This is a genomic window from Pseudomonas alloputida (assembly GCF_021283545.2).
Lineage (GTDB): Bacteria > Pseudomonadota > Gammaproteobacteria > Pseudomonadales > Pseudomonadaceae > Aquipseudomonas > Aquipseudomonas alloputida.
Window position 1 is genome coordinate 5,115,990 of sequence record NZ_CP128540.1, and the last position, 24,872, is coordinate 5,140,861.

24 protein-coding genes and 1 tRNA gene are annotated in these 24,872 nt (G+C 62.2%); 15 read left to right on the top strand and 10 right to left on the bottom strand.

Annotation, left to right across the window (positions count from 1 at the left end):
• Positions 1-81: 81 nt before the first annotated feature.
• The 4 genes from LU682_RS23730 to rpoE all read right to left on the bottom strand — a co-directional run bounded on the left by LU682_RS23730 (position 82) and on the right by rpoE (position 3,875).
• The gene (locus tag LU682_RS23730; protein WP_370688748.1) at positions 82-1,485 is read right to left on the bottom strand and encodes a DegQ family serine endoprotease; all 1,404 of its coding nucleotides are present in this window, start codon (positions 1,483-1,485) and stop codon (positions 82-84) included.
• A gap of 206 nt (positions 1,486-1,691) precedes the next feature.
• The gene (locus tag LU682_RS23735; RefSeq protein ID WP_010952533.1) at positions 1,692-2,657 is read right to left on the bottom strand and encodes a MucB/RseB C-terminal domain-containing protein; all 966 of its coding nucleotides are present in this window, start codon (positions 2,655-2,657) and stop codon (positions 1,692-1,694) included.
• A 12-nt stretch (positions 2,658-2,669) separates the two neighbouring features.
• Positions 2,670-3,260: a sigma-E factor negative regulatory protein gene (locus LU682_RS23740; protein WP_003252050.1), complete on the bottom strand. Its 591-nt coding sequence runs from the start codon at positions 3,258-3,260 to the stop codon at positions 2,670-2,672.
• A gap of 33 nt (positions 3,261-3,293) precedes the next feature.
• A complete protein-coding gene (gene rpoE, locus LU682_RS23745) occupies positions 3,294-3,875 on the bottom strand; it encodes an RNA polymerase sigma factor RpoE/AlgU (RefSeq protein WP_003252049.1) in 582 nt (193 codons plus the stop codon).
• Positions 3,876-4,309: 434 nt separating this feature from the next.
• Here rpoE and nadB point away from each other — a divergent pair, with 434 nt between their 5' ends.
• Entirely contained in the window at positions 4,310-5,914 is a 1,605-nt protein-coding gene (nadB, locus tag LU682_RS23750) for an L-aspartate oxidase (RefSeq protein WP_010952532.1), read from the top strand.
• Between the two features lie 56 nt (positions 5,915-5,970).
• Here nadB and LU682_RS23755 read toward each other — a convergent pair whose 3' ends face one another.
• Together LU682_RS23755 and LU682_RS23760 are read right to left on the bottom strand one after the other, a co-directional pair.
• Complete coding sequence (locus LU682_RS23755; RefSeq protein ID WP_010952531.1) at positions 5,971-6,429, bottom strand: protein YgfX; 459 nt, start codon at positions 6,427-6,429, stop codon at positions 5,971-5,973.
• Entirely contained in the window at positions 6,413-6,667 is a 255-nt protein-coding gene (locus tag LU682_RS23760; protein WP_003252043.1) for an FAD assembly factor SdhE, read from the bottom strand. Before LU682_RS23760 ends, LU682_RS23755 begins: the two co-directional genes overlap by 17 nt.
• 133 nt (positions 6,668-6,800) lie before the next feature.
• On the opposite strand from LU682_RS23760, the gene ygfZ reads away from it, so the two are divergent.
• Both ygfZ and LU682_RS23770 read left to right on the top strand, forming a co-directional pair.
• On the top strand, positions 6,801-7,742 hold the full coding sequence (gene ygfZ, locus LU682_RS23765; RefSeq protein WP_010952530.1) for a CAF17-like 4Fe-4S cluster assembly/insertion protein YgfZ: 942 nt from the start codon (positions 6,801-6,803) through the stop codon (positions 7,740-7,742).
• Positions 7,743-7,797: 55 nt separating this feature from the next.
• Positions 7,798-8,604, top strand: a complete 807-nt coding sequence (locus tag LU682_RS23770) for an HDOD domain-containing protein (protein ID WP_028698136.1) — start codon at positions 7,798-7,800, stop codon at positions 8,602-8,604.
• Positions 8,605-8,669: 65 nt separating this feature from the next.
• On the opposite strand, the gene LU682_RS23775 is transcribed toward LU682_RS23770, so the two are convergent.
• Positions 8,670-10,049, bottom strand: coding sequence for a sensor histidine kinase (locus LU682_RS23775; protein ID WP_060488856.1), 1,380 nt, complete (start codon positions 10,047-10,049; stop codon positions 8,670-8,672).
• The gene (locus LU682_RS23780) at positions 10,042-10,713 is read right to left on the bottom strand and encodes a response regulator (protein WP_010952527.1); all 672 of its coding nucleotides are present in this window, start codon (positions 10,711-10,713) and stop codon (positions 10,042-10,044) included. The genes LU682_RS23775 and LU682_RS23780 overlap by 8 nt, the downstream gene beginning before the upstream one ends.
• A 200-nt stretch (positions 10,714-10,913) precedes the next feature.
• On the opposite strand from LU682_RS23780, the gene LU682_RS23785 reads away from it, so the two are divergent.
• From LU682_RS23785 to LU682_RS23810, 6 genes are all read left to right on the top strand, one after another.
• Positions 10,914-12,203, top strand: a complete 1,290-nt coding sequence (locus tag LU682_RS23785) for an OprD family porin (protein WP_010952526.1) — start codon at positions 10,914-10,916, stop codon at positions 12,201-12,203.
• Positions 12,204-12,249: 46 nt separating this feature from the next.
• On the top strand, positions 12,250-13,230 hold the full coding sequence (locus tag LU682_RS23790) for a Bug family tripartite tricarboxylate transporter substrate binding protein (protein ID WP_010952525.1): 981 nt from the start codon (positions 12,250-12,252) through the stop codon (positions 13,228-13,230).
• 199 nt (positions 13,231-13,429) lie between these two features.
• Complete coding sequence (locus LU682_RS23795) at positions 13,430-13,888, top strand: tripartite tricarboxylate transporter TctB family protein (RefSeq protein ID WP_049587364.1); 459 nt, start codon at positions 13,430-13,432, stop codon at positions 13,886-13,888.
• Position 13,889: 1 nt separating this feature from the next.
• A complete protein-coding gene (locus LU682_RS23800) occupies positions 13,890-15,404 on the top strand; it encodes a tripartite tricarboxylate transporter permease (protein ID WP_010952523.1) in 1,515 nt (504 codons plus the stop codon).
• Positions 15,397-16,452: an AbrB family transcriptional regulator gene (locus tag LU682_RS23805; RefSeq protein ID WP_010952522.1), complete on the top strand. Its 1,056-nt coding sequence runs from the start codon at positions 15,397-15,399 to the stop codon at positions 16,450-16,452. The genes LU682_RS23800 and LU682_RS23805 overlap by 8 nt, the downstream gene beginning before the upstream one ends.
• Before the next feature lie 90 nt (positions 16,453-16,542).
• The gene (locus LU682_RS23810) at positions 16,543-18,225 is read left to right on the top strand and encodes a bifunctional metallophosphatase/5'-nucleotidase (RefSeq protein ID WP_010952521.1); all 1,683 of its coding nucleotides are present in this window, start codon (positions 16,543-16,545) and stop codon (positions 18,223-18,225) included.
• Positions 18,226-18,251: 26 nt separating this feature from the next.
• Here the strand turns inward: LU682_RS23810 and ung are convergent, their stop codons facing one another.
• Positions 18,252-18,944, bottom strand: coding sequence for a uracil-DNA glycosylase (gene ung / locus LU682_RS23815; RefSeq protein WP_010952520.1), 693 nt, complete (start codon positions 18,942-18,944; stop codon positions 18,252-18,254).
• Between the two features lie 126 nt (positions 18,945-19,070).
• On the opposite strand from ung, the gene dspII reads away from it, so the two are divergent.
• The gene (gene dspII / locus LU682_RS23820; RefSeq protein ID WP_010952519.1) at positions 19,071-20,177 is read left to right on the top strand and encodes an enoyl-CoA hydratase/isomerase DspII; all 1,107 of its coding nucleotides are present in this window, start codon (positions 19,071-19,073) and stop codon (positions 20,175-20,177) included.
• A 44-nt stretch (positions 20,178-20,221) separates the two neighbouring features.
• On the opposite strand, the gene LU682_RS23825 is transcribed toward dspII, so the two are convergent.
• Positions 20,222-20,671, bottom strand: a complete 450-nt coding sequence (locus LU682_RS23825; protein ID WP_049587361.1) for a hypothetical protein — start codon at positions 20,669-20,671, stop codon at positions 20,222-20,224.
• 212 nt (positions 20,672-20,883) lie between these two features.
• Here LU682_RS23825 and LU682_RS23830 point away from each other — a divergent pair, with 212 nt between their 5' ends.
• The 5 genes from LU682_RS23830 to LU682_RS23850 all read left to right on the top strand — a co-directional run bounded on the left by LU682_RS23830 (position 20,884) and on the right by LU682_RS23850 (position 24,687).
• Positions 20,884-22,365: a sensor domain-containing diguanylate cyclase gene (locus tag LU682_RS23830; protein WP_010952518.1), complete on the top strand. Its 1,482-nt coding sequence runs from the start codon at positions 20,884-20,886 to the stop codon at positions 22,363-22,365.
• The gene (locus LU682_RS23835) at positions 22,358-22,570 is read left to right on the top strand and encodes a cysteine-rich CWC family protein (protein WP_049587360.1); all 213 of its coding nucleotides are present in this window, start codon (positions 22,358-22,360) and stop codon (positions 22,568-22,570) included. Before LU682_RS23830 ends, LU682_RS23835 begins: the two co-directional genes overlap by 8 nt.
• 8 nt (positions 22,571-22,578) lie before the next feature.
• The gene (locus LU682_RS23840; protein ID WP_049587358.1) at positions 22,579-23,271 is read left to right on the top strand and encodes a pseudouridine synthase; all 693 of its coding nucleotides are present in this window, start codon (positions 22,579-22,581) and stop codon (positions 23,269-23,271) included.
• Positions 23,272-23,614: 343 nt separating this feature from the next.
• The gene (gene phaG, locus LU682_RS23845) at positions 23,615-24,502 is read left to right on the top strand and encodes a (R)-3-hydroxydecanoyl-ACP:CoA transacylase (protein WP_010952516.1); all 888 of its coding nucleotides are present in this window, start codon (positions 23,615-23,617) and stop codon (positions 24,500-24,502) included.
• Positions 24,503-24,613: 111 nt separating this feature from the next.
• Positions 24,614-24,687 (top strand) — tRNA-Gly (locus LU682_RS23850).
• The last annotated feature ends 185 nt before the right edge of the window (positions 24,688-24,872 follow it).

A 24,872-nucleotide genomic window follows, 5' to 3' on the forward strand; every position in this document is an offset into this window, starting at 1 on the left:
TGTACACAGCAATCATTCCGGCAATTGTGAAGATTCATGAAAAAGGGCAGCCGAAGCTGCCCTTTCGCCTTGCGAAACTGCTTATTCAGCAAGCTTGAAAGTGATGAAGCTGGCACGGCCCTGACGCAGTACGCGCATCGACACGGAACGATTCTTCGGCAGTTCCTTGGCGATTTCGGTGAATTCCTTGGCCGAACCGATGGCCTGGTTGTTCAGATGGCTGATGACATCACCAGGGCGCAAGCCGATCATGGCTGCCGGGCCATCCTGCACTTCCTTGATGACCACGCCACCTTTGAGCTCCAGGGATTTTTTCTGCTCGGCGGTCAGGTCGGCGACCGATACACCCAGGCGGTTGCTGCTGCGCTCGGCGCTGCCTTCGGTGCCAGCGCCAATGTCAACGTCGTCATCCGGCAGCGCGCCGACGCTGATGTCCAGGTTCTGGCGCTTGCCATTGCGGATGATTTCCAGCTTGGCCTTCTCGCCATCCTTGAGGCCGCCTACCAGGTGCGGCAGATCGGCCGACATGACGATTGGCTGGCCGTTCATGCTGAGGATCACGTCGCCCACCTGCAGGCCGCCTTTGGCTGCCGGGCCGTTTTCCAGCACCTGGGCCACCAGGGCGCCCGCCGGCTTGTCCAGGCCGAACGATTCAGCCAGGTCCTTGTTGACCTCCTGAATCACCACGCCCAGCCAGCCGCGGCTGACCTTGCCGTCTTTCTTCAGCTGGTTGGAGACATCGATCGCCACATCAATCGGGATGGCGAACGACAGGCCCATGAAACCGCCAGAACGGGTGAAGATCTGCGAGTTGATCCCCACCACTTCGCCTTTCATGTTGAACAGCGGGCCGCCGGAGTTACCCGGGTTGATGGCCACGTCGGTCTGGATGAACGGTACGTAGGTGTCATTGGGCAGGGTCCGGCCCTTGGCGCTGACGATACCTTTGGTCACCGAATGGTCGAAGCCGAACGGCGAACCGATGGCCAGTACCCACTCGCCCACCTTGAGCTTCTCGGAGTCACCCAGTTTCACCGTTGGCAAATTCTTGCCATCGACCTTCAGCAGCGCCACGTCAGTGCGCGGGTCGGTGCCGACCAGCTTGGCCTGGAGCTCGCTACGGTCCGACAGGCGGACGATGATCTCGTCGGCATCGGCCACCACATGGTTATTGGTGAGCACGTAGCCATCACTGGAAATGATGAAGCCCGAGCCCAGCGACTGCGCCTCGCGCTGGCGGTCGCCGCGCGGCGAACGGGGCTGCTGGGGCATGTTGCGCTCGAAGAACTCGCGGAACATCGGCGGCAGGCCTTCCAGATCCGGCATCTGGTTTGCGGCGATCCGGCGGTCAGGCAGCTTCTGCTTGGTACTGATGTTGACCACCGCCGGCGAAGCCTGCTCCACCAGGGTGGTGAAGTCCGGCAGGGCTTCCTCGGCCTGGGCGGCGACTACTTGGCCGAGCATCAGCACAGCAGCGAACATCATTAGGTAGGATTTCAAGCGTGGTATTGACATACGACTCCCGTCACAACGAGCGGTAGTTTGGAAAGACCCCTGCACAACGCAGAAAAGGCCAGGCTCTTCAAAGCCTGACCTATAGAAAATTTGCCGATGGATTGCAAATGACAATGCTTTAATTTCATTTCAGGCGTATGCCCACCTGCCTTGGCTCGGCACGCAAAAGCGCGCCATTACTGGCGCGCCTGGGCATCCTGGGGGCGCATCGACAGGGCGACGCGTTCTGCCGTACCCAGCGGAATTTCGCCAACCACGGTCACCATCACTTTGCCCTTGGGTGTATTCAGGCGACGCGAGACTGCCGAGGTCGGGCCTAGCTGGGTGCGCATGTCGGTGCCGCCATCATCGCTCACTTGCTCGATGAACACCGAAAAACGCGCCAGGCCGTCGTCATACATCAGGCTGCTGACCGAACTGTTGTGCTTGGGATCACGGCGTACCGAGCTGTTGACCAGCTCGAAACCGGGTGGCAGCCAGTCCGAACGCCAACCCGCGACGGCATCATTGCTGCCGGCTGCCACATGCTGCACTGGCTTGCAGGCAGCACCTGGGCGCAAGTCTGCGTCGCTGGGTATTTCATCGGTATCGAGACGGGTCATCTGGAAGCGTTCCAGCAACTGCCCCTTGTCGTTGAGCATCAACGAACGCAGCGGCAAACCCGAGTGACGGTCCAGGTGCAATTCGAACGCATAGCGATGCTGGTCGCGTGGCGTGAGCGTAATGATCACGGCATCGCGCCCGGCGACCCGTGACTTGCCTGCCACACTCAAATCGTACCAACCCATCAGTTTCAGCGGATCAAGCACACGCGGTGCGGTATCCGGCGGCGCCGTGACACCGCTGGCCAAGGCCCCGCTGACACATTCCACCTTGCCATCCACGCGCACGATTTCCTGGGCGGCGCCATCAAGCTGCAACAGCCGCTCGCTGACCTTGCCGTCGTCGACCCTGTGCCAGATGTCGTGGGAGGAGAAACTGCCGTTGCGTTCGTAGACGAACGACCCTTGATAGCTCTGTTTTTGCTCGGCCTGTGCCAGCTTGTTCAGCCACTCACTCGCCTCAGGCGAAGAATTGGCCGCCAATGCTGGCACCGTCATGCAGCTGCCAATCAGCAGCGACAAGAGAGGTAGCGCGCGCATGATCCTCCTTACTTAACGGTTTTCCAGGCTGGCGGCGCGGGCATACGGCAATGCGGTTTCAGTGCCCTTGAGCGCAGATTCCTGGGCATGCTGGCGCAGGTAGCCTGGCAGACGCTGATCCCAGCCGGCCTGGTTCTGCAGCACGCCATTGGCCATTGGCCCGGTCGGTTGCTCACTGCTTTCACTATAGCCTGCCAAAACGGCCGGGCCTTGCGCTTGTGGCACACTCAGGCCCTGTTGGACAGGCTGCTGGGCAGCAAGCTCTGCACCCGTGATTTCGTCCTGGTTGTACATACGCACACCGGCCAGTACCGCGACGGTAACCGAGGCGGCTACCGCCAGACGGCCAATGCTGCGCCAAGGGCCTTTCTTGACCTTGGCTGGCACGGCTTCGTCGGCCAGCGCCGCGGACACCGCCGAGGCGATATCCAGGTTAGGCAGCAGCAGTTCCTTGTGCATGGCTGCACGGGCAACCTGGTAACGCGACCAGGTGGCACGGGTTTCGGCGTCGTCGACGGCGTTCAACACCCGACGCAGTTCCAGTTCATCCGCTTCGTTATCCATCACCGCGGACAGCGATTCCTGCAAAGCTTCACGACTCATGGCGGTTCCTCTCTTGGCGCTGTCGCCGCTGTCTCAGGTTTCCTGCAACAACGGCTGCAGGGCTTTATCTATGGCCTCCCGAGCGCGGAAGATTCGAGAGCGCACGGTACCCACCGGACATTGCATGACACTGGCAATGTCTTCGTAACTCAGCCCGTCGAACTCGCGTAGCGTCAATGCCGTACGCAGGTCTTCGGGCAGTTGCTGGATGGTGCGATGGACAGTGCCTTCGATTTCATCCCGCAACAACGAGCGCTCTGGGGACTCGAGATCCTTGAGACCATGATCGCCGTCGTAAAACTCCGCATCCTCGGAGCTCACATCACTGTCTGGCGGCCGTCTTCCACGGGACACCAGGTAGTTCTTCGCCGTGTTGATGGCGATGCGGTACAGCCACGTATAGAACGCACTGTCGCCGCGGAAGTTGCCAAGCGCACGGTAGGCCTTGATGAAGGCTTCCTGTGCTACATCCTGGGCCTCGTGGGTATCGTGGACAAACCGCACGATCAACCCGAGAATCTTGTGCTGATACTTCAGCACCAACAGATCGAAAGCTCGCCTGTCGCCGCGCTGAACGCGCTCGACAAGCTGCTGATCCTCTTCCTGGGTTAGCATGAACACTCCTCAGTGAACTCGAAGGAGCGTTGCATCAGCCATCGTTCAGGCTTGCAACCATAGACTCGGGCTTTGCGCAAAAGTTCTCCCCTCCAAGCAAGTTTCCTGCAGCCCTTGGTCGGCTTGCACGGAAGACGCGGCGCGGTCACGGCCGGCTACGTCGATAATCAGGTTTCAAATACACAGGGGTAAGCCTGGAAAGGCCTGCCGCCCTGCGTCGCCGCGGCAAATTGTGGCGTACGGGCAGCCTTCATAGGATTTCCGGCCATGTCGGAAAGTTCCCACAAAGGTTGTCGCAACCTGGCAGGTAGCATGGAAATTGGCCACCCGGGGCTGCTATAAAGGCATCCCGACACGTTTAACGATAGTTTCACAATGCCATCCGCGCGTGACCATTGTGCCGTGCCCCTCCCAAAGATTACTAGTGTCCCGACATGAGCCAACAATTCCAACATGATGTCCTGGTGATCGGCAGCGGTGCCGCCGGTCTCAGCCTGGCACTTAACCTCCCCAGCCACCTTCGCGTTGCCGTATTGAGCAAGGGCGACCTGTCCAACGGCTCGACCTTCTGGGCCCAGGGCGGCGTCGCTGCAGTGCTGGACAACACCGATACTGTGCAGTCGCATGTCGAGGACACCCTCAATGCCGGCGGCGGGCTGTGCCATGAAGACGCAGTGCGCTTTACCGTCGAGCACAGCCGCGAAGCGATCCAATGGCTGATCGAGCAAGGCGTGCCCTTCACCCGCGATGAGCACTACAGCGTCGACGATGGCGGCTTCGAGTTCCACCTCACCCGTGAAGGGGGCCATAGCCACCGGCGCATCATCCACGCCGCCGACGCTACCGGCGCGGCAATCTTCACCACGCTGCTGGAACAGGCTCGCCAGCGCCCGAACATCCAGCTGCTGGAGCAGCGGGTGGCGGTCGACCTGATCACTGAACGCCGCCTGGGCCTGCCCGGCGAACGCTGCCTGGGCGCCTACGTGCTCGACCGCAACACCGGCGAGGTGGACACCTTCGGCGCGCGCTTCACCGTGCTGGCCACGGGCGGTGCGGCCAAGGTCTATCTCTACACCAGCAACCCCGATGGTGCCTGCGGCGACGGTATCGCCATGGCCTGGCGGGCCGGCTGCCGAGTGGCGAACCTGGAATTCAACCAGTTCCACCCGACCTGCCTGTATCACCCACAGGCCAAGAGCTTCCTGATCACCGAAGCCCTGCGCGGCGAGGGCGCCCTGCTGCGCCTGCCCAACGGCGAACGTTTCATGCCACGCTTCGACCCACGCGAAGAGCTGGCCCCACGGGACATCGTGGCCCGCGCCATCGACCACGAGATGAAGCGCCTGGGCGTGGACTGCGTATACCTGGACATCACTCACAAGCCTGCAGATTTCATCAAGAGCCACTTCCCCACCGTGTACGAGCGCTGCCTGGCCTTTGGCATCGATATCACCCGTCAGCCGATCCCGGTGGTGCCTGCGGCGCATTACACCTGCGGCGGGGTGATGGTCGACGACTGCGGCCACACCGATGTGCCTGGCTTGTATGCCATCGGCGAAACCAGTTTCACCGGCCTGCACGGCGCCAACCGCATGGCCAGCAACTCGCTGCTGGAATGTTTTGTGTACGGTCGCGCCGCCGCTGCCGACATCCAGGCGCACCTGGAGCAAGTGGCCATGCCCAAGGCCTTGCCCGGCTGGGACGCCAGCCAGGTGACCGACTCGGACGAGGACGTGATCATTGCGCACAACTGGGACGAACTGCGGCGCTTCATGTGGGACTACGTCGGCATCGTGCGCACCAGCAAGCGCCTGCAGCGGGCCCAGCACCGCATTCGCCTGCTGCTGGATGAAATCGACGAGTTCTACAGCAACTACAAGGTCAGCCGTGACCTGATCGAGCTGCGCAACCTGGCGCAAGTGGCCGAGCTGATGATCCTGTCAGCCATGCAGCGCAAGGAAAGCCGAGGGTTGCATTACACACTGGATTATCCAGGGATGCTGGACGAGGCCAAGGACACCATCCTTAACCCGCTCTGATATCGGCGTCGTGGCCTTCGCGGGCTCGCCCGCGAAGAAGCTAACCCGGTCTCGATCTATGCCCGGCTCACCGCAGCCCAGCGCCGCCGGCTGAACTTCAACCGCACCCGCAAGCGCCGATGCTCGTCAGCCCCTAGCGCATCCTGAGGTATACACTGGCTTTCCCCCAGCCAACGCCCCACCCGCTCAAAGCGCAAAACCACCAGCCGTGGCAACGCCACACTGTCCCGGCACAACCGAACCCGCTGCCACCCACAGGCACGACTGAACACCTGCCAGCCCCGCACATCACGGCGCAGGCCGACAACAGCATGCTCATGGGTCAACAGGATACGTCGGGGAATGGCCCAGCCAGCGTGGGCCGTGCAGGCGGCGACAACCGAAAAGGCCAACCACCCGGGCAGCGGGCTCGCCCACACGGCAAGCCACGCCAGAACCTGACAAGCGAGGTAGGCCGTCAGCAGCAGGCGCGAGCCTTGCCAACGGCACTCGAAGCACTCACTTGGGCTGGACACGGTCCAGAATGATGCGGACCATGCGCTGCAGTTCCGGGTCTTCGGACTCGGTGCGCTCCATGAACCAGCCGAACATGTCCTGATCCTCGCAGCTCAAGAGACGCACGTACAGTTCACGGTCGGTCTCATTGAGGGTGGGGTAGACTTCCTGGGTGAAAGGCACCAGCAGTACGTCCAGTTCCAGCATGCCGCGGCGGCTGTGCCAGAAAAGCCGGTTGAGTTCAGTTTGTTCGACCATGGGGCCCTCCTCGAATGGGCCGCCAGTATACAGCCAGGCGCGCGAAGCGACACCGGGCGTTGGTCTAGTCACCTACCTATTTTGTTACCGGCGTTCTATGATGGCCGCCAGTCTTTAGCCACCGCGATGACCCATGGCCGATTCCGCTTTCTTCTGCCCCCTGTCCCACGAGGGCATCCTCGCCGTCCGCGGCTCCGATGCAGGCAAGTTCCTGCAAGGCCAGCTGACCTGCAACATCAACTACCTCAGCCAGGAACACGCCAGCCTCGGCGCCCGCTGCATGGTCAAGGGGCGCATGCAGTCGAGCTTCCGCATAGTGCCCGAAGGCAACGGCTACTTGCTGGCCATGGCCAGTGAACTGCTCGACGCGCAACTGGCCGACCTGAAAAAATACGCCGTGTTCTCCAAGGCCACGCTGACCGACGAAAGCACCGCATGGGCACGCTTCGGCCTGCAAGGTGGCGACGCTGCACTGCAGGCGCTGGGGCTTGTCGTGCCCGCCGCCGCCGGTAGCACCGTGCGCCATGACGGGCTGATCGCGATCGCCGTGTCCGCCGGCCGGGTCGAGCTGTGGGTGCCGGTGGCTGACGCCGAGCCAGTACGCCAGGCCCTTGCCGCAGCGCTGCCCGAAGGCACGCTAAACGACTGGCTGCTGGGCCAGATTCGCGCAGGTATCGGCCAGGTCATGGGCCCAACCCGTGAGCTGTTCATCCCGCAGATGATCAACCTGCAGGCCGTCGACGGCGTCAGCTTCAAGAAAGGCTGCTACACCGGCCAGGAAATCGTCGCCCGCATGCAGTACCTGGGCAAACTCAAGCGCCGCCAGTACCGCCTGGCACTTGACCAGCAGGCCATTCCGGCCCCGGGCGCCGAGATTTTCTCGCCCACCCATGGGTCGTCGGTCGGTGAAGTGGTCATTGCTGCCGGCAACGGCACGGGCTGCGAACTGCTCGCGGTGCTCAGCGCCGAGGCGGTGGAAGACGGCCACCTGCACCTGGGCAGCCTCGAAGGCCCGCGCCTGCAGGTGCTGACCCTGCCTTACGAACTGGACCGCGACCGGGAAATCCAGCGCTGACCAGCCTGCCCCACCCCTGTGGCGGGGCCGCACCACCACTGCGGTAGACATGCCCATGAACAAGCTGGCCGAGTTGGTTCAAGCACAATTGCTCGACGCCATCGAAAAGGATGACCTGGTCCTGCCAACCCTGCCCGAGGTTGCCTTGAGCATCCGCGAGGCAGCGGAAGACAGCGAGATCAGCGTAGCGGCCCTGAGCAAGGTGATCGGCCGCGACGCGGCCCTGTCTGCGCGCCTGATCAAGGTCGTCAACAGCCCATTGCTGCGTGCTGCGGTCGAGGTGACCGACCTGCATACCGCCATCACGCGGCTAGGCATCAACTACAGCTGCAACCTGGCCATCGGCCTGGTGATCGAGCAGATTTTCCATGCCCGCTCGCCGGCAGTGGAGCAGAAACTGCGCGATATCTGGGCCAGTAGCCTGGAAGTGGCGGGCATCAGCTACGAAATCTGCCGTCGCTTCACACCTCTCAAACCCGACCAGGCCACCTTGGGTGGGCTGGTCAACCAGATTGGCGCGCTGCCGGTACTCATCTATGCCGAAGAGCACAACGAACTGTTGTCCGACCCGGTTTGCCTGCATTATGTGATCGAGCAACTCCAGCCGGTGCTGGGGGACAAGATCCTCAAGGCCTGGGAGTTTCCGGAGCAGTTGGTCCACCTGCCGAGCCAGGTTCATGACCTGGACCGCCAGACTGACAAGATCGATTACATCGACATCGTGCAGATCGCCCGCTGCATCAGTCAGCGCGGGCGTCACCGGCCATTGGCTGCGCTGCCGGCGTACCGCCATCTGGGGTTGCCGTTTGGCACCGAGCTGGAGGTCGATGAACTGCTGGAGGCGCGGAGCATGTTGCGCTGAGCTGTACCAGCCTGTGTCGCCCCTTTCGCGGGTGAGCCCATGAAAGGGGCGACACAGGCAAACCATCAATCCGCGATAAAGCTCACCCGCACCCGCAACCCGCCCTTCTCGCCATCGTGCAGGGTCACTTGCGCCAGGTGCGCCCGACAGATCTCGCCAACGATCGCCAGCCCTAACCCACTGCCCTGCGCACTTCGCCGGTAGAACCGCTCGAACACCCGTTCGCGCTCGGCCACGGGAATACCTGGCCCGTCGTCTTCCACTTCCAGCACTGCCGGCGCCATTACCCGCAAAATCACATTGCCACCCGCTGGCGTATGCGCCAAGGCATTGTCCACCAGGTTGCTCAACAACTCGTTGAGCAATGTCGGCTCCCCCTTCAACCACACCGGCGCCTCGGCCTCCAGCGCCAGCGCCACCCCGCGCTTGTGCGCCAAAGGCGCCATGGCCATGCCCAGCTCGCGGGCCAACTGACTCAAGTCCAGACGCTGCGCACCGCCTTCGGCAATCGCCCGTGCGCCATTCTCGACCCGCGCCAGGGACAACAGCTGGTTGGCCAGGTGGGTCAGCCTGTCGGTGCCCTGGGCTGCCGACTCCAAGGTCTGCCGCCACTCCTGCGGCTCGGCCGAGCGCAAGCCCAGCTCGACACGTGCCTTCAACGCCGCCAGCGGCGTTCGCAGTTCGTGGGCCGCGTCGGCAATGAACTGCGCCTGGCGCTCGAACTGGCCGCGCAAGCGCTCGGTAAAGTGGTTCAAGGCGCGCACCAGCGGGCCCAGCTCGCGCTGCACCTGCACCACCGGCAACGCTCGCAAGTCGTCCGGCTGGCGTTCTTCCACCGCTGTGCGAAGGCGCTCCAACGGCTGCAACGCGGCACTCACGGCAAACCACACCATCACCAACGCCCCCAGTGCCAGCATACCCAGGCGCAGCAGGGTATCGGCCATCAACCCTCGGGCCATGCGCACCCGCGCTTCCTCGGTTTCGGCTACGCGAATCTCTGCCATGCCGTTCATGTTCGGCTCGCTGACCGGCTTCAGCAGGCTGACCACACGAACGTCCTGGCCCAGGTAAGTGGCGTTGTAGAACCGTGCCAATGCCGGATAGTCATCGGTGCGCGGCGTACCCGGCGGCGGTGGCGGCAGGTTCTCGTAGCCAGAAATCAGCCTCTGCTTGATATCCAGCACCTGATAGTAAATGCGCCCCGCACTGTCATAGGCAAACGTGTCCAGCGCCACGTAAGGCACATCCGCGCTCAACGAACCATCGCGCTGCGACAGGCCCGCGGCGATGGTTCTCGCCGAAGCCAGCAGGGTGCGGTCGTAGGCAGTGTCGGCGGCCTCGCGGCCATTCCAGTAGGCGCTAAGGCCGCTGGCCAGCATCAGCACCACCAGCAACAGCGCCAAATTACCCAGCAAGCGCCCGCGCAGGCTGCCGTTGTCACGCATCGCGGTGCTCAAGCAAATAGCCCAGACCGCGGAAAGTGACGATGGCCACAGGGTGCCCGTCGAGCTTTTTGCGCAGCCGGTGAATGTAGATTTCGATGGCGTCAGGGCTGGCTTCTTCGTCCAGGCCAAACACCTGGGCAGCCAGCTGCTCCTTGCTCATCACCCGGCCCGGGCGAGCGATCAGCGCTTCCAGCACACTCTGCTCGCGGGAGGTCAGCGTCAGGTTGTCATCACCGAGGGTGAAGCGCCGGGTGTCCAGGTCATACACCAGCGGCCCACAGCGTTGCTGTCGCTCGCCACCGAGCACACTGCGGCGTAGCAAGGCCTTGACCCGCGCTTCCAGCTCGGTCAGCTCAAACGGCTTGGCCAGATAATCGTCGGCGCCCAGGTTCAGGCCATGGACCCGGTCCTTGACGTCGCTGCGCGCAGTCAGCATAAGCACTGGCAAGGTTTTGCCACGGCCTCGCAAGCGCGCCAGTACCTCAAAGCCGTCCATGCGCGGCAGGCCGACATCCAGCACGGCCACGGCGTATTCCTCACTGGCCAGCGCCAAGTCGGCAGCCACGCCGTCATGCAGCACATCTACGGTCAGGCCATGGCTTTTCAAGGCCAGGGCCACGCTTTCGGCCAGTTGCAGGTGGTCTTCGACCAGTAGCACACGCATCGGATTCTCCCTGCTCGGGTGGGGCGGTGGCGCGGAGTGTACCGCTGTCACCACGCCTGTGAAGCCCCTCGTGACAAACCTTTCACGCTGAAAGGTTAGCGAAAGGTTCGTTGCCTAGCATCGCACCACGGTCGCCCTTCGCGCCGAAAAAAGCACCAGCAAGGTGCAACGAATAAGAACAATAAACGGAGTCATCGACGATGCTGTCATCGCAGCCGCAGGCGTTCGCGCCTACCCGTTCCTTTATCGCTCGCCCCTCGGCCATCGCCAGCGCCCTCGCGCTTGCCGGTGTCGCCCCGATGAGCCAGGCCGCCTTCTTCGAAGACAGCACGGCCACCTTCGAAACCCGCAACATGTACTTCAACCGCGACTTCCGCGACGGCACCAGCGCGCAGCAATCCAAGCGCGATGAATGGGCCCAGGGCTTCATCCTCAATTTCGAGTCTGGCTACACCGATGGCACCGTGGGCTTTGGCCTGGACGCGTTGGGCATGCTCGGCATCAAGCTCGACTCCAGCCCCGACCGTACCGACAGCGGCCTGCTGCCCACCCACGATGACGGCAAGGCTGCCGACGAATACTCCAAGCTGGGCCTGACCGGCAAGGTGAAGATCTCCCAGACTGAACTCAAGATCGGCACCCTGATCCCCGAACTGCCGACCCTGCAGCCCAACGACGGGCGTATCCTGCCGCAAACCTTCGAGGGCGGCCTGCTCACCTCCAAAGAGATCAAGGGCCTGACCTTCACCGGTGGCCGCATAGACAAAGCCAAGGACCGCAACGACACCAACTGGGAAGACCTGGCGCTGAACAACAAGAACGGCCGCTTCGGTGGCACCTTCAGCGCTGACAACCTGGCCCTGGGCGGGCTCGACTACCAGTTCACCGACCGCATCACCGGCAGCTACCACTTCGCCCAGCTCGACGATATCTACCGCCAGCACTTCATCGGCATGGTCGCCACCCAACCCTGGGGCCCGGGCACCCTGGGTGCCGACCTGCGCCTTGCCATGAGCGACGACGCCGGTGCAGCCAAGGCCGGCAACATCGACAACACCACCGTCAACGGCATGCTCAGCTATGCCCTGGGCGGGCACAAGGTCAGCGCCGCCTGGCAGCAGTTGTCCGGCGAAAGTGCCTTCCCGTATGTGGATGGCGCCGACCCGTACCTGGTCAACTTCGTCCAGATCAATGACTTCGCCGGTGCCGACGAACGCTCCTGGCAGGCGCGCTACGACTACAACTTCGCCGCGCTCGGCGTACCGGGCCTGACCTTCATGACCCGTTACATCAGCGGTGACAACGTCAGCCGGGCTGCCGGTGGCGAAGGCAAAGAGTGGGAACGCAACACCGAACTGAAGTACGTGGTACAAAGCGGCCCGTTGAAGAACGTCGCCGTGCGTCTGCGCAACGCCACCTTCCGCTCCAACTTCGCCCGTGACGCGGATGAAGTGAGGCTGTTGGTCAGCTACAGCGTGGCGCTGTGGTAACCCCATAGCGGTAATCCGATAACAACAACACTCACGGAGATCGACGATGACCTTTTCACTGCGCCGCCTCGTCCTCGCTACCGGCTGCCTGCTGTTGGCCGGCAACGCCCTCGCTGCAGAACCGAAACGCCCCGAATGCATCGCACCCGCCTCCCCTGGCGGTGGCTTCGACCTGACCTGCAAGCTGGTGCAAAGCGCACTGGTACAAGAAAAGATCCTCAGCAAGCCGATGCGCGTCACCTACATGCCCGGCGGGGTCGGCGCGGTCGCCTACAACGCCGTGGTCGCCCAGCGCCCGGCAGACGCCGGCACGCTGGTGGCCTGGTCCAGCGGCTCGCTGCTTAACCTGGCCCAGGGCAAGTTCGGTCGTTTCGACGAAAACGCGGTGAAATGGCTGGCTGCCGTCGGCACCAGCTACGGTGCCATCGCAGTGAAGAGCGACTCGCCCTACAAGACCCTTGATGACCTGGTCGCAGCGCTGAAGAAAGACCCGAGCAAGGTCGTGATCGGTTCCGGCGGTACCGTCGGCAGCCAGGACTGGATGCAGACTGCGTTGATCGCCAAGGCCGCTGGCATCAACCCGCGCGACCTGCGCTACGTGGCCCTGGAGGGCGGCGGCGAAATCGCCACGGCATTGCTGGGCGGCCACATCCAGGTCGGCTCTACCGACATTTCCGACTCCATGCCGCACATCCAGAGCGGCAACATGCGCATCCTCGCGGTGTTCTCTGAAAACCGGCTGAACGAGCCGGAAATGAAAGACATCCCTACTGCCAAGGAACAGGGCTACGACATCGTCTGGCCGGTGGTGCGCGGCTTCTACCTGGGGCCAAAAGTGAGCGACGAGGACTACGCCTGGTGGAAGGCCTCGTTCGACAAGATGCTGGCCTCCGAGGACTTCGCCAAGCTGCGAGACCAGCGCGAGCTGTTCCCGTTCGCCATGACCGGCGAAGAGCTGGACGGCTATGTGAAGAAGCAAGTGGCTGACTACAAGGCGCTGGCCAAGGAATTCGGCCTGATCCAGTAAGCCTGTCGGACTCACCACCACTCCTGTGGGAGCGGCCTTGTGTCGGGATCGGGCGCGAAGCGGCCCCTGGCACAGCCGATACGATGCTTCGTACAGATCGCATCGGCAGGTTTAGCGGCAGCTTCGCGCCCGATCGCGACGCAAGGCCGCTCCCACAGGATTTGCATTTCACTTGAGCAATCCCAACGAGGATTCCCCAATGATCCTTCAACGCATTTTCGCCTTGGCCCTGCTGGCGATGTGTGCCGCCCTGGCCGTGATGGCCTGGCCCTATCAGGCTGCATTCTCCTATGAACCGGTGGGCCCGCGCGCTTACCCGCTGCTGGTGCTCGGCCTGATGGGGCTGGGCCTGCTGTACCTGGTGTTCCGCCCAACGCCCATCGTGCGCAAGGATGACGAACCGGAACTGGACCGCGAGACCCTGATCAAGATCACCGCCTGTGTCGGCCTGCTGATCGTCTTCGCCGCCACTTTCGAAGCGCTCGGCTTCATCCTCAGCGCCATCCTGGTCGGCCTGCCCATGGCTCGGCTGTACGGTGGCCGCTGGCTGCAAAGCGCCATTGTGGTGGCCGGCATGAGCATTTTCCTCTACTGGCTGTTCGACCGCGTGATGGACGTGCCCCTGCCACTTGGCCTGCTGAGCGTACTGGAGAACTGAAATGGATACCTTGAGCTACCTGGGCCAGGGCTTCGGCATTGCCCTGTCCCCCTACAACCTGGTCACCGCCCTCTCCGGCACCTTGATCGGCACCGTGGTCGGCCTGCTACCGGGCCTGGGCCCGATCAACGGCGTGGCCCTGCTGATCCCCATCGCCTTTGCCCTCGGCCTGCCGCCGGAATCGGCGCTGATCCTGCTGGCCGCAGTGTACCTGGGCTGCGAATATGGCGGGCGTATCAGCTCGATCCTGCTGAACATCCCGGGCGAAGCCTCGACCGTCATGACCACCCTCGATGGTTACCCGATGGCCCGCCAGGGCCTGGCCGGTGTTGCCCTGTCGCTGTCGGCCTGGAGTTCGTTCATCGGCGCCTTCATCGCCACCTGCGGCATGGTGCTGTTCGCCCCGCTGCTGGCGAAATGGGCCATCGCCTTCGGCCCGGCGGAGTACTTTGTGCTGATGGTGTTCGCCATCGTCGCGTTGGGTGGCATGGCCGGTGACAAACCACTGAAAACCTTCATTGCCGCTCTCATCGGCCTGTTCCTCTCGGCGGTCGGCATCGACGCCAACAGCGGCGTGTACCGCTTCACCGGTGACAGCGTGCACCTGGCCGACGGCATTCAGTTCGTGGTCCTCGTGCTGGGCCTGTTCTCCATCAGCGAAATCCTCCTGCTGCTGGAAAAGACCCACCATGGCCACCAGGCGGTCAAGGCTACCGGCCGTATGCTGTTCAACTTCAAGGAAGCGGCCTCGGTGTTCCTGGTCAACATCCGTTGCGGCCTGCTTGGTTTCATCATGGGTGTTCTACCCGGCGCCGGCGCAACGCTGGCCAGCGCCGTGGCCTACATGACCGAGAAACGCATGGCCGGGGAAAGCGGCAAGTTCGGCAAAGGCGATGCCCGTGGCCTGGCAGCCCCGGAAACTGCCATTGGTGCGTCCTGCTGTGGCGCCCTGGTCCCGATGCTGACCCTGGGTGTCCCGGGCTCTGGCACCACGGCCGTGATGATCGGCGCCCTGACCCTGTACAACATCACCCCTGGCCCACTGCTGTTCGAACAGCAGCCAGATATCGTCTGGGGCCTGATCGCCTCGCTGTTCGTCGCCAACATCATGTTGGTAATCCTCAACATCCCGATGATCCGCATCTTCACCCGCATCCTCGCCGTGCCAAACTGGGCGCTGGTGCCGGTGATCGCCATCATCACCGCGATCGGCGTTTACGCCGTGCATGCCACTACCTTCGACCTGTTCCTGATGGTCGGCATCGGCATCATGGGCTACATCATGCGCAAGCTGGACTTCCCACTGTCGCCGATTCTGCTGGGCTTCATCCTCGGCGGGCTGATGGAGCAGAACCTGCGTCGGGCGCTGTCGATCTCCAACGGCGAACTGGGCATCCTCTGGTCGAGCCCGATCAGCATGGGCATCTGGGCGCTGGTAGTGGTAATGCTCGCCCTGCCGCTGCTGCGCATCTGGCGCAAACGCAGCCTGCAGCGCCGGGCCCTGGCCGATGCCTGATCGGTCGTTGCCATTGTTCGTCGCGACCGGGCTGGTCGGCCTTGCTGGCGGTTTTGCCGCCAGCAAGGTCGGCTGGCCTTTGCCATGGATGGTCGGTTCATTGCTGGCGATCATCCTGGTGCGCTGCCTGACGCGTTGGCAGCTTTCGGAAATCCCCAACGGCCGCAAGTGCGGGCAGTGGATCATCGGCATCGGTATTGGCCTGCACTTCACCCCCGCGGTGATCGAGCAGGTGGCCAGCCATTTCGCGCTGATTTTCTTCGGTGCGTTGTTCACCACCCTGTCCAGCGTGATCAGCGTATGGCTGCTGCGGCGAACCGGCGAAGACCGCGCCACCGCGTTCTTTGCCAGCATGCCAGGCGGTTCGGGAGAGATGGTCAACCTTGGGGCGCGCAATGGCGCGGTGCTCAGCCAGGTGGCGGCAGCGCAGAGCTTGCGTGTGCTGGCAGTGGTGCTTTGCGTGCCGGCGCTGTTCAAGTTTCTGCTGGGTGACGGGGTACCACTGAACCACACCGGTAGCGTGAGCTGGGGCTGGCTGGCATTGATTGCGCCCTTGGGTGTTGCCGTTGCCTTGCTCTGGCAGCGCTTGCGCCAGCCCAACCCCTGGCTGTTCGGGCCATTGCTGGTAGCGGCTACGGTCAGCCTGGCCGGCAACCTGCAGATCGCCCTGCCCAATGGCGCCAGCCAGATCGGCCAGTGGCTCATCGGCAGCGGCCTGGCCTGTCACTTCAACCGCGCGTTCTTCCGTCGCGCACCGTCGTTCCTGGGGCGCACCTTGATGGCCACGGCGTTGTGCATGGCGATTGCCGCCAGTGCCGCGTGGCTGCTGAGCATGATGACTGCACTGGACTTGCGTTCGCTGACACTGGGGATGATGCCTGGCGGGATCGCCGAAATGAGCCTCACGGCCGAAACGCTGCAATTGTCAGTGCCGCTGGTGACGGCGCTGCAGGTGATGCGCCTGATCCTGGTGTTGTTTCTTGCAGAACCGCTCTTCCGGTTGTGGGACAACAGGCATTCGAGCTGCAAGTACCCTGAAGATAGATAGTTACCACTTGCCCAATGCCCGGGTGAATAGAGTCGGATTGCTGCCCTGATCGCCAGCAAACCCACACTTCCCGGCATTCAAGAGGTAATGATGAAAGTTCGTCTTTCTTGCAACTATCGCTCGGCTATTGCCTGGGCATGCCTTGCCATCAGCGCAGGCAGCCTTGCCGCAGAGTCACCTGCCCCCGTCCAGATCAACGTCGTGGCTATCAATGATCTCCACGGCTACCTGGAACCCAACCCCCAGGACTACGCTGGCGCGCAAGGCGCTACCCGCCTGACCTACGGCGGCATCGCCACACTCGGTGCCATGCTCGATGAACTGCGAACGCAGGACCCCGATCTGCTGTTCATCGGGGCTGGCGACTTGATAGGGGGCAGCCCCGCCATTTCTGCGCTGTGGGCTGACGAGCCTGTGCTTGAGGCCTTGAACGCGATGGGCATGGTCGTCAGCGCATCCGGGAACCACGAACTGGATGCAGGCAAGGCCGAGTTTCTTCGTCAGATCCACGGAGGATGCGAGTCGACGCGCCCTGAAAAGGCTTGCAAGTTTCGCGGCAACTATCCAGGAAGTGGCTTCCCTTACATAGCGTCCAACCTGATCGATACCACTACGGGCAAGCGCTTGCTACCGGCCTATCACATTGAGCAGGTAAAAGGGGTGAAGATAGCGTTCGTCGGTGCAGTGCCGCGCAACATGGAAAAAGTGGTCTCGGCCAGAGCATTCGCAGGGCTCAAGGCCACGGATGAAGCGCAAGCCATCAATGACGTGATTCCGGAGCTCAAGGCCAAGGGTGTGAATGCAATCATTGCGGTCATGCACCAGGGAGGGGATACCGCCGAGCCGTTCGACACGCAGGATTGCAGCCAGCTAAGTGGCACGATCGTCGACGTGGCGAAGCGGCTGGATCCTGCGGTAGATGCCGTCATCAGCGGCCACTCGCATGCCAGCTATCAATGCAAGGTGGGTGACTTGAGCATCACTCAGGCTGGCAAGTACGGCCACTTCCTGACTCAGTTGAAGTTGCAGGTAACGCCAGGCACCCATCACGTCACGAACATCACCGCCCGCAATATTCCTGCTGACCCACAGAACTACCTGCCCAATGCCCAGTTGGCGGGTTTGCTAGAGGAAGTGCGTCAGCGGTCCGGGGAAAAATTGCTCGAACCCATAGGACGCATCTCGACGGCAGAACTTGACCGCAAAGAAAATGCCGCCGGTGAAACAACCTTGGGGAATCTGGTCACGGATGCACAATTGGCCATGACCCAGGCGTTCAATACCCAGGTTGCCTTTCTCAACCTGGGAGGGCTGCGCAGTGATCTTATCCAGCCTGCCGATAGCGACCTGACCTACGAACAATTATTCGCCGTACAACCGTTCAATAACCCACTGGTGGTTCAGGAACTGACAGGCAAGCAGATTACCGAACTGCTCAACCTTCAATGGAACAGGGGCAGTTTCAATCCGCTGCAAGTATCGAAGGGTTTTCATTATGAGTGGGATGGTTCACGGCCTGTCGGCAGCCGTGTCGTCGAGGGGAGTGTGCGTCTTCACGGCAAACCCGTTGAGCCGTTGACCCATTATCGCGTCGTCAGCAACCTTTTCCTGGCCGATGGTGGCGGTGGCTTGGCCACTTTCAAAGAAGGAAGGCGACGCCAGGACACCGGCATCACCGACCTTGAAGCCTTGGTGGAGTACGTGCGCCAGAACCATGAGCGGGGGATTGCCATTGGCCAGCGCAGCGAGCCGCGCATGAGCATGACGCCCTGAGCGATTGCGTACCCCACCGCGGTTTCTCACAGCGGGGGCAGTGCCCAGTCGATGGGCCCGAGCCCCCGCTGCTCGAGGAAGCTGTTGGCACGGCTGAAATGCCCGCAACCGATGAACCCGCGATACGCCGACAGCGGCGAAGGATGGACCGACTTCAAAACCAGATGCTTGGTACCGTCGATCAGCTTCTGCTTGCTCTGTGCATGCGCCCCCCATAGCAGGAACACCACGTTCGGGCATTGCTCACTGACCACCTGGATAATCCTGTCGGTAAACAATTCCCAGCCTTTCTTGGCATGCGACGCGGCATTGGCGCGCTCGACGGTCATGGTCGTGTTGAGCAACAGAACGCCTTGTTCCGCCCAGCTCTGGAGGTAGCCGTGGCTGGGGATCGGGATGTTCAGGTCGCGCTGCAGCTCCTTGTAGATATTGACCAGCGACGGTGGCGTGGCCACGCCCGGTTGCACCGAGAAGCACAAGCCATGTGCCTGGCCCGGCCCGTGGTACGGGTCCTGACCGAGGATGACCACCTTCACCTGGTCCAGCGGTGTCGAATTGAGCGCATTGAAGATCAGCGGCCCTGGCGGGTAGATCTCCTTGCCGGCAGCGTACTCGCCACGCAGGAACTCGCGCAGCTGGTGCATGTAAGGCTGGTCGAATTCACCGCGCAATGCGGCCTTCCAGCTGGGTTCGAGTTTGATGCGATCGTCGTCAGTCATGGGGCCTTCCATAAACAATGGCGCGACACTAGGTAAGCCCTTCGCGCTTGTCAAACGATCCGACCGACGACCGGCATGATCGGCCAGGCAAGCCATACTTGAGCGATGACTTGCGAGAGGTAGTCCATGACCATTCACTGCGAGGTACTCACCGGCGTCGATGGCGCCCGCATCGGCATCGCCACCCTGGATGCGCCCAAGGCGCTCAATGCCCTGAACCTGCCGATGATCGAGGTGCTGGGCGAACAACTGCATGCCTGGGCCCGCGACCCGGGTATCGTCTGCGTGCTGCTGCGCGGCAACGGGGCAAAAGCCTTTTGCGCAGGCGGCGATGTCCGTGCGCTGGCGCAAGCCTGCCGCGACCACCCCGGCAGTGTCCCACCGCTGGCGGCCTCCTTCTTCGCCGCCGAATACCGCCTGGACTTTGCCCTGCACACCTACCCCAAACCGTTGTTGTGCTGGGGCCATGGGCATGTGCTGGGTGGTGGCATGGGGCTGCTGCAAGGCGCCAATGTACGTATCGTCACCCCCAGCAGCCGGCTGGCCATGCCGGAAATCAGCATCGGCCTGTACCCTGACGTAGGCGCCAGTTGGTTCCTGGCCCGACTGCCGGGCAAGCTCGGTTTGTTCTTCGGCCTGACAGGTGCGCCGATCAATGCCCGCGATGCCCTTGACCTGGGCCTGGCTGACCGTTTTCTGGGCGAGCACCAGCAAGAGGCCTTGATCGAGGAGTTGCTGCAACTGAACTGGCAGGAGCAGACCGCCATACAACTGAACAGCCTGCTCAAGGCCGAGCAGCATCGTGCCTGCGCCGAGCTGCCTGATGCCCAGTGGCTGCCACGACGGCATGAGATCGATCAGTTACTCGACGTGGCGGATGCGGCTTCAGCCTGGCGCGCGCTGGAAAGGCTCAAGCAGCATGACGACCCATTGCTGGCAGATGCCGGCCACCGTCTGCATGAGGGTTGCCCGCTGACGGCGCATCTGGTCTGGGAGCAGATCCGCCGGGCGCGGTACCTGTCGTTGGCGCAGGTGTTCCAGATGGAATACAGCATGAGCCTGAACTGTTGCCGCCACCCTGAATTCAGTGAAGGCGTGCGCGCTCGCCTGCTGGACAAAGACAACCAGCCGCGCTGGCACTGGCCTGATGTGGCGCAAGTGCCGACGGCGGTAGTCGAGGCGCATTTTGCCAAGGCGTGGGAAGGGCGGCACCCGTTGGCGGATGTGGGTTAGCCTGCTGGTCCGGGGGCTGCTTTTCAGCCCCCGCCTCCGCTCAGCTAGCGCTGCCAGTATCCTCCTCGCCCCTGCCCGCCCCGCACGTCCCAGCGCCCGCGGTGGTCAACCTGCCGATTGGAGTGCCGGTCGCCCTGCCGGTAACGCTGGCTGTCATTGCGATAGTCATGGCGATCCCGGTCCTGCCGGTAGTCTTGCCGCTGGCGATTGCCGTAGTCATAGCGCGGGTTGCCATGCCACTGGTTCATCCTCGGCTGCGGATAGGGCCGGTAATGGGGCAAAGGGGCCGACCGATTGTAGTAACGGGGAGCAGGCTGATAGTAGTAGCGCGGCGCAGGCGCTACATAGTACCGGTCATAGCGGTAATACCCCGGCGCCACATAGCGGTCGGTGGAGTAGTAGTCCGAACGGTAGTAGCCCCCGCGTTCATAGTACGGGGCGCAGGCCGAAGTCATCAGCCCCAGCAGGGCGATCAACAGGATTCGATAGGACATGGCGGCCTCCTGGACCGCTGGAGTGCCCGAACAGCGGCGCTGGCGAGCGTCGATACGAGATGCGTCAATCGACATTGACTAAGACAGCGGCGCGCAGGTGCAGTGCCATTTCTGCAATAACTTGATACAGCTGAAATAACCCTGAAAAACTTGCAGTCATTTGCTGGCCATCTCACTAGAATAAGCGGCTCGGCACACATCACGGGAAGATCATGCCCTTACGTTCCGCTCTGTTCTCGCAGCGCTCGCTGATCGTTACCCTGCTCGTGTTACTGGCCTGCGGCTTCCTGGCCACCTCGCTGCTCAGCTACTCCTCCTCTCGCAGCGCCATCCGCGACGGCATCATCAATACCGAATTGCCGCTGACCTCCGACACTGTCTACTCGGAAATCCAGAAAGACCTGATCCGCCCGGTGCTGATCGCCTCGATGATGGCCCAGGACACCTTCCTGCGCGACTGGGTGCTGTCCGGCGAGCAGCATACCGAACGCATGACCCGCTACCTGAGCGAGGTCCTGGGCAAGCAGGACATCTTCACGTCCTTTTTCGTGTCCGATCGCACGCTGACCTACTACCAGGCCAAAGGCGTGCTCAAGCACGTCCAACCGGGCACCTGGCGTGATGCCTGGTATTTCCGTCTGCGTGAACTCAAGGCCCCTTATGAGATCAACGTCGACCTGGACATGGCCAACCAGGACAGCCTGACCGTGTTCATCAACTACCAGGTGCACGACTACCAGCAGCGCTTCATCGGCGCGGCAGGCGTAGGGCTGAGCGTATCGTCGGTGGTCAAGCTGATCGATCAGTACCAACGCCGCTACCAGCGCGCGGTGCTCTTCACGGATGCCAAGGGCAAGGTGCTGTTGACCGGCTCCGAGGGTGGCCCGCATGGCTTGCAAGTCGGCCAGTTACTTAAGGACAACCCTGAGCTGAAGGCCATGCTGGCCGAGCAGTGGGTGCCGGGCGAAGGCAGCCACGAGTACCATGACAGCGAAAACCACAGCCACTTTCTCAACGTTCGCCACCTGCCCGAACTGGACTGGTACCTGTTGGTGGACAAACGCGAAACCGGCGTCCTCGACCGCATTCGCCACGCGCTGTACCTGAACCTGGCGATCTGTACGATGATCACCCTGGTGGTGCTGGCACTGGTGCATGCCATGGTCCGCCGCCACCAGGCCAGCACCGAAGCCTTGGCCACGCTCGACAGCCTCACCGGCTTGTACAACCGGCGCAGCTTCGACCTGCTCGCCGCCCAGGCGCTGCGAGAAGCCAGGCGCGACAGTAGCCCACTGGTGGCCTTGCTGATCGATCTGGACCACTTCAAGGCGCTGAACGACAACCACGGCCACCTGGCAGGTGACGAAGTGCTACGCCAATTCGCCAATGTGCTGCAAGGCAGCCTGCGTCAGTCAGATATACTGTGCCGGTGGGGCGGTGAGGAATTCATCGTGCTGCTGCGCGAAGCTGAAGGCCGCCAGGCCATCGAGGTGGCAGAAAAAATCCGCCGACGCACCGAGCAGCTGACCTTCAGTTACGACAACCAGCCGCTGCGGCTGACCACCAGCATCGGCCTGAGCAGCCTGCAACCGGGGGATACCCTGCACGCCCTGCTGACCCGCGCCGACCGCGCGCTTTATCGTGCCAAGCAGGCTGGCCGCAACCGTGTCTGCAGTGAAACCCGCCATGAATGACAAGCAACACTGCCCCGCTTGCGGTGCCCTCAACCATTGCAGCCTGGCCGACCCACGCCGTGCCACCCAGGCGTGTTGGTGCTACAGCGTGACCATCGACCCGGCCGTGCTCCAGGCCTTGCCCGACGAGCTGCGCAACAAGGCCTGTCTGTGCCCGCGCTGCGCCGCCGTTGAAGAACAGCTCCGTCCATCCGCTGCCCACTGATCGTTGCCATGCGCCTTGACCGTTTCCTCGCCAACCTGCCCAGCTACAACCGCCAGAACGTTCGCCTGATGCTGGCGCAACGCCGCGTGCGAGTGGATGGCCAGGTAGTCAGCGACCCGCTGACCGACGTGCGTGAATTCAGCCGCGTAGAGCTGGACGAGCAACTGCTGCAGGCCGGCCGCCCGGCCCGCTACCTGATGCTGTACAAGCCCACTGGCTGCGTAAGCGCCACCCACGATCCGCAACACCGTACCGTTCTCGACCTGCTGCCAGCGGCGTTGCGAGATGACCTGCACATAGCCGGGCGCCTGGACTTCAACACCACCGGCCTGATGATCCTGACCAACGATGGCCAATGGTCACGGCGCCTGACCCAGCCTGCCACCAAGCTGCCCAAGCATTATCTGGTGGACACCGAGGACGAGATTGGCGAGCACTATGTGGCCAAGTTTCGCGAGGGTTTCTATTTTGCCTTCGAAGACCTCACCACCCAACCTGCCCAGCTGGACATCCTCGGCCCCCACCGAGCCCGGCTGGCGATCGTCGAGGGGCGTTACCACCAGGTCAAGCGCATGTTCGGGCATTTCAACAACAAGGTGATCGGGCTGCATCGGGAGAGCATGGGGGCGATCCGGCTGGATCCGGGGTTGGCGCCGGGGGAGTATCGTGAACTGACGGCCAATGAGATAGCCACTGTCTAGGCCGTGACAGACAGCCCGTGTCGTCATACGACCGCTCAGCGACAAAAGTCACATTACTTACCGAACGGCACTTGCGCGATCCCCAACCCACTGCTTGAATCCAAATCGTCAGTCTGCATGTGACTACCAAGTCACACCTGCAGCCGATGACACTTTTTGCCGGCCACCCAAAGCCTAGATGCCTTGGGGCACGGCAAATTGCCCGCCAAAAACAATACCGTCGACGCAAGTGCCAAGGATCGACACAGGGCCCCCGGATTATCTTCAGGCAAATGCCTACCTGTCATAAAGAACGTGCACCCTAGGTGACGCGAATACCCTTTTTGCGCCAGGAGTCGATGACATGAGGCCAGAAATCGCTGTACTTGATATCCAAGGTCAGTATCGGGTTTACACGGAGTTCTATCGCGCGGATGCGGCCGAAAACACGATCATCCTGATCAACGGCTCGCTGGCCACCACGGCCTCGTTCGCCCAGACGGTACGTAACCTGCACCCACAGTTCAACGTGGTTCTGTTCGACCAGCCGTATTCAGGCAAGTCCAAGCCGCACAACCGTCAGGAACGGCTGATCAGCAAGGAGACCGAGGCGCATATCCTCCTTGAGCTGATCGAGCACTTCCAGGCAGACCACGTGATGTCTTTTTCGTGGGGTGGCGCAAGCACGCTGCTGGCGCTGGCGCACCAGCCGCGGTACGTGAAGAAGGCAGTGGTGAGTTCGTTCTCGCCAGTGATCAACGAGCCGATGCGCGACTATCTGGACCGTGGCTGCCAGTACCTGGCCGCCTGCGACCGTTATCAGGTCGGCAACCTGGTCAATGACACCATCGGCAAGCACTTGCCGTCGCTGTTCAAACGCTTCAACTACCGCCATGTGAGCAGCCTGGACAGCCACGAGTACGCACAGATGCACTTCCACATCAACCAGGTGCTGGAGCACGACCTGGAACGTGCGCTGCAAGGCGCGCGCAATATCAACATCCCGGTGCTGTTCATCAACGGCGAGCGCGACGAGTACACCACAGTCGAGGATGCGCGGCAGTTCAGCAAGCATGTGGGCAGAAGCCAGTTCAGCGTGATCCGCGATGCGGGCCACTTCCTGGACATGGAGAACAAGACCGCCTGCGAGAACACCCGCAATGTCATGCTGGGCTTCCTCAAGCCAACCGTGCGTGAACCCCGCCAACGTTACCAACCCGTGCAGCAGGGGCAGCATGCATTTGCCATCTGAGCGGCTCGGCGCCTTGTAGCCAATACCCGCAGGCCACGGGGCGCCGACAAGCTTTTTTATAACTTGGGCTTCTAATTCGCTGAAGGTTCTGGTAAAAAGTCGAGCTCAGATGCGGGTATAGTTTAGTGGCAAAACGAAAGCTTCCCAAGCTTTAGTTGAGGGTTCGATTCCCTCTACCCGCTCCACTTCGACTTTCCAGGGTCTTCCGCCGAACGCCAGGGAACGTCGTAAGTCATTGTCAGGATTGAGGATTTTCACCCAATATCGATCCACTGACATCCAGCGAAATCCACTCACAGCCGGTTCCAACTGGTACGTTGAGTGGTACATTGGCAATGCGGAGGTTCCCAAAACCGTATTGTTGCTGGAG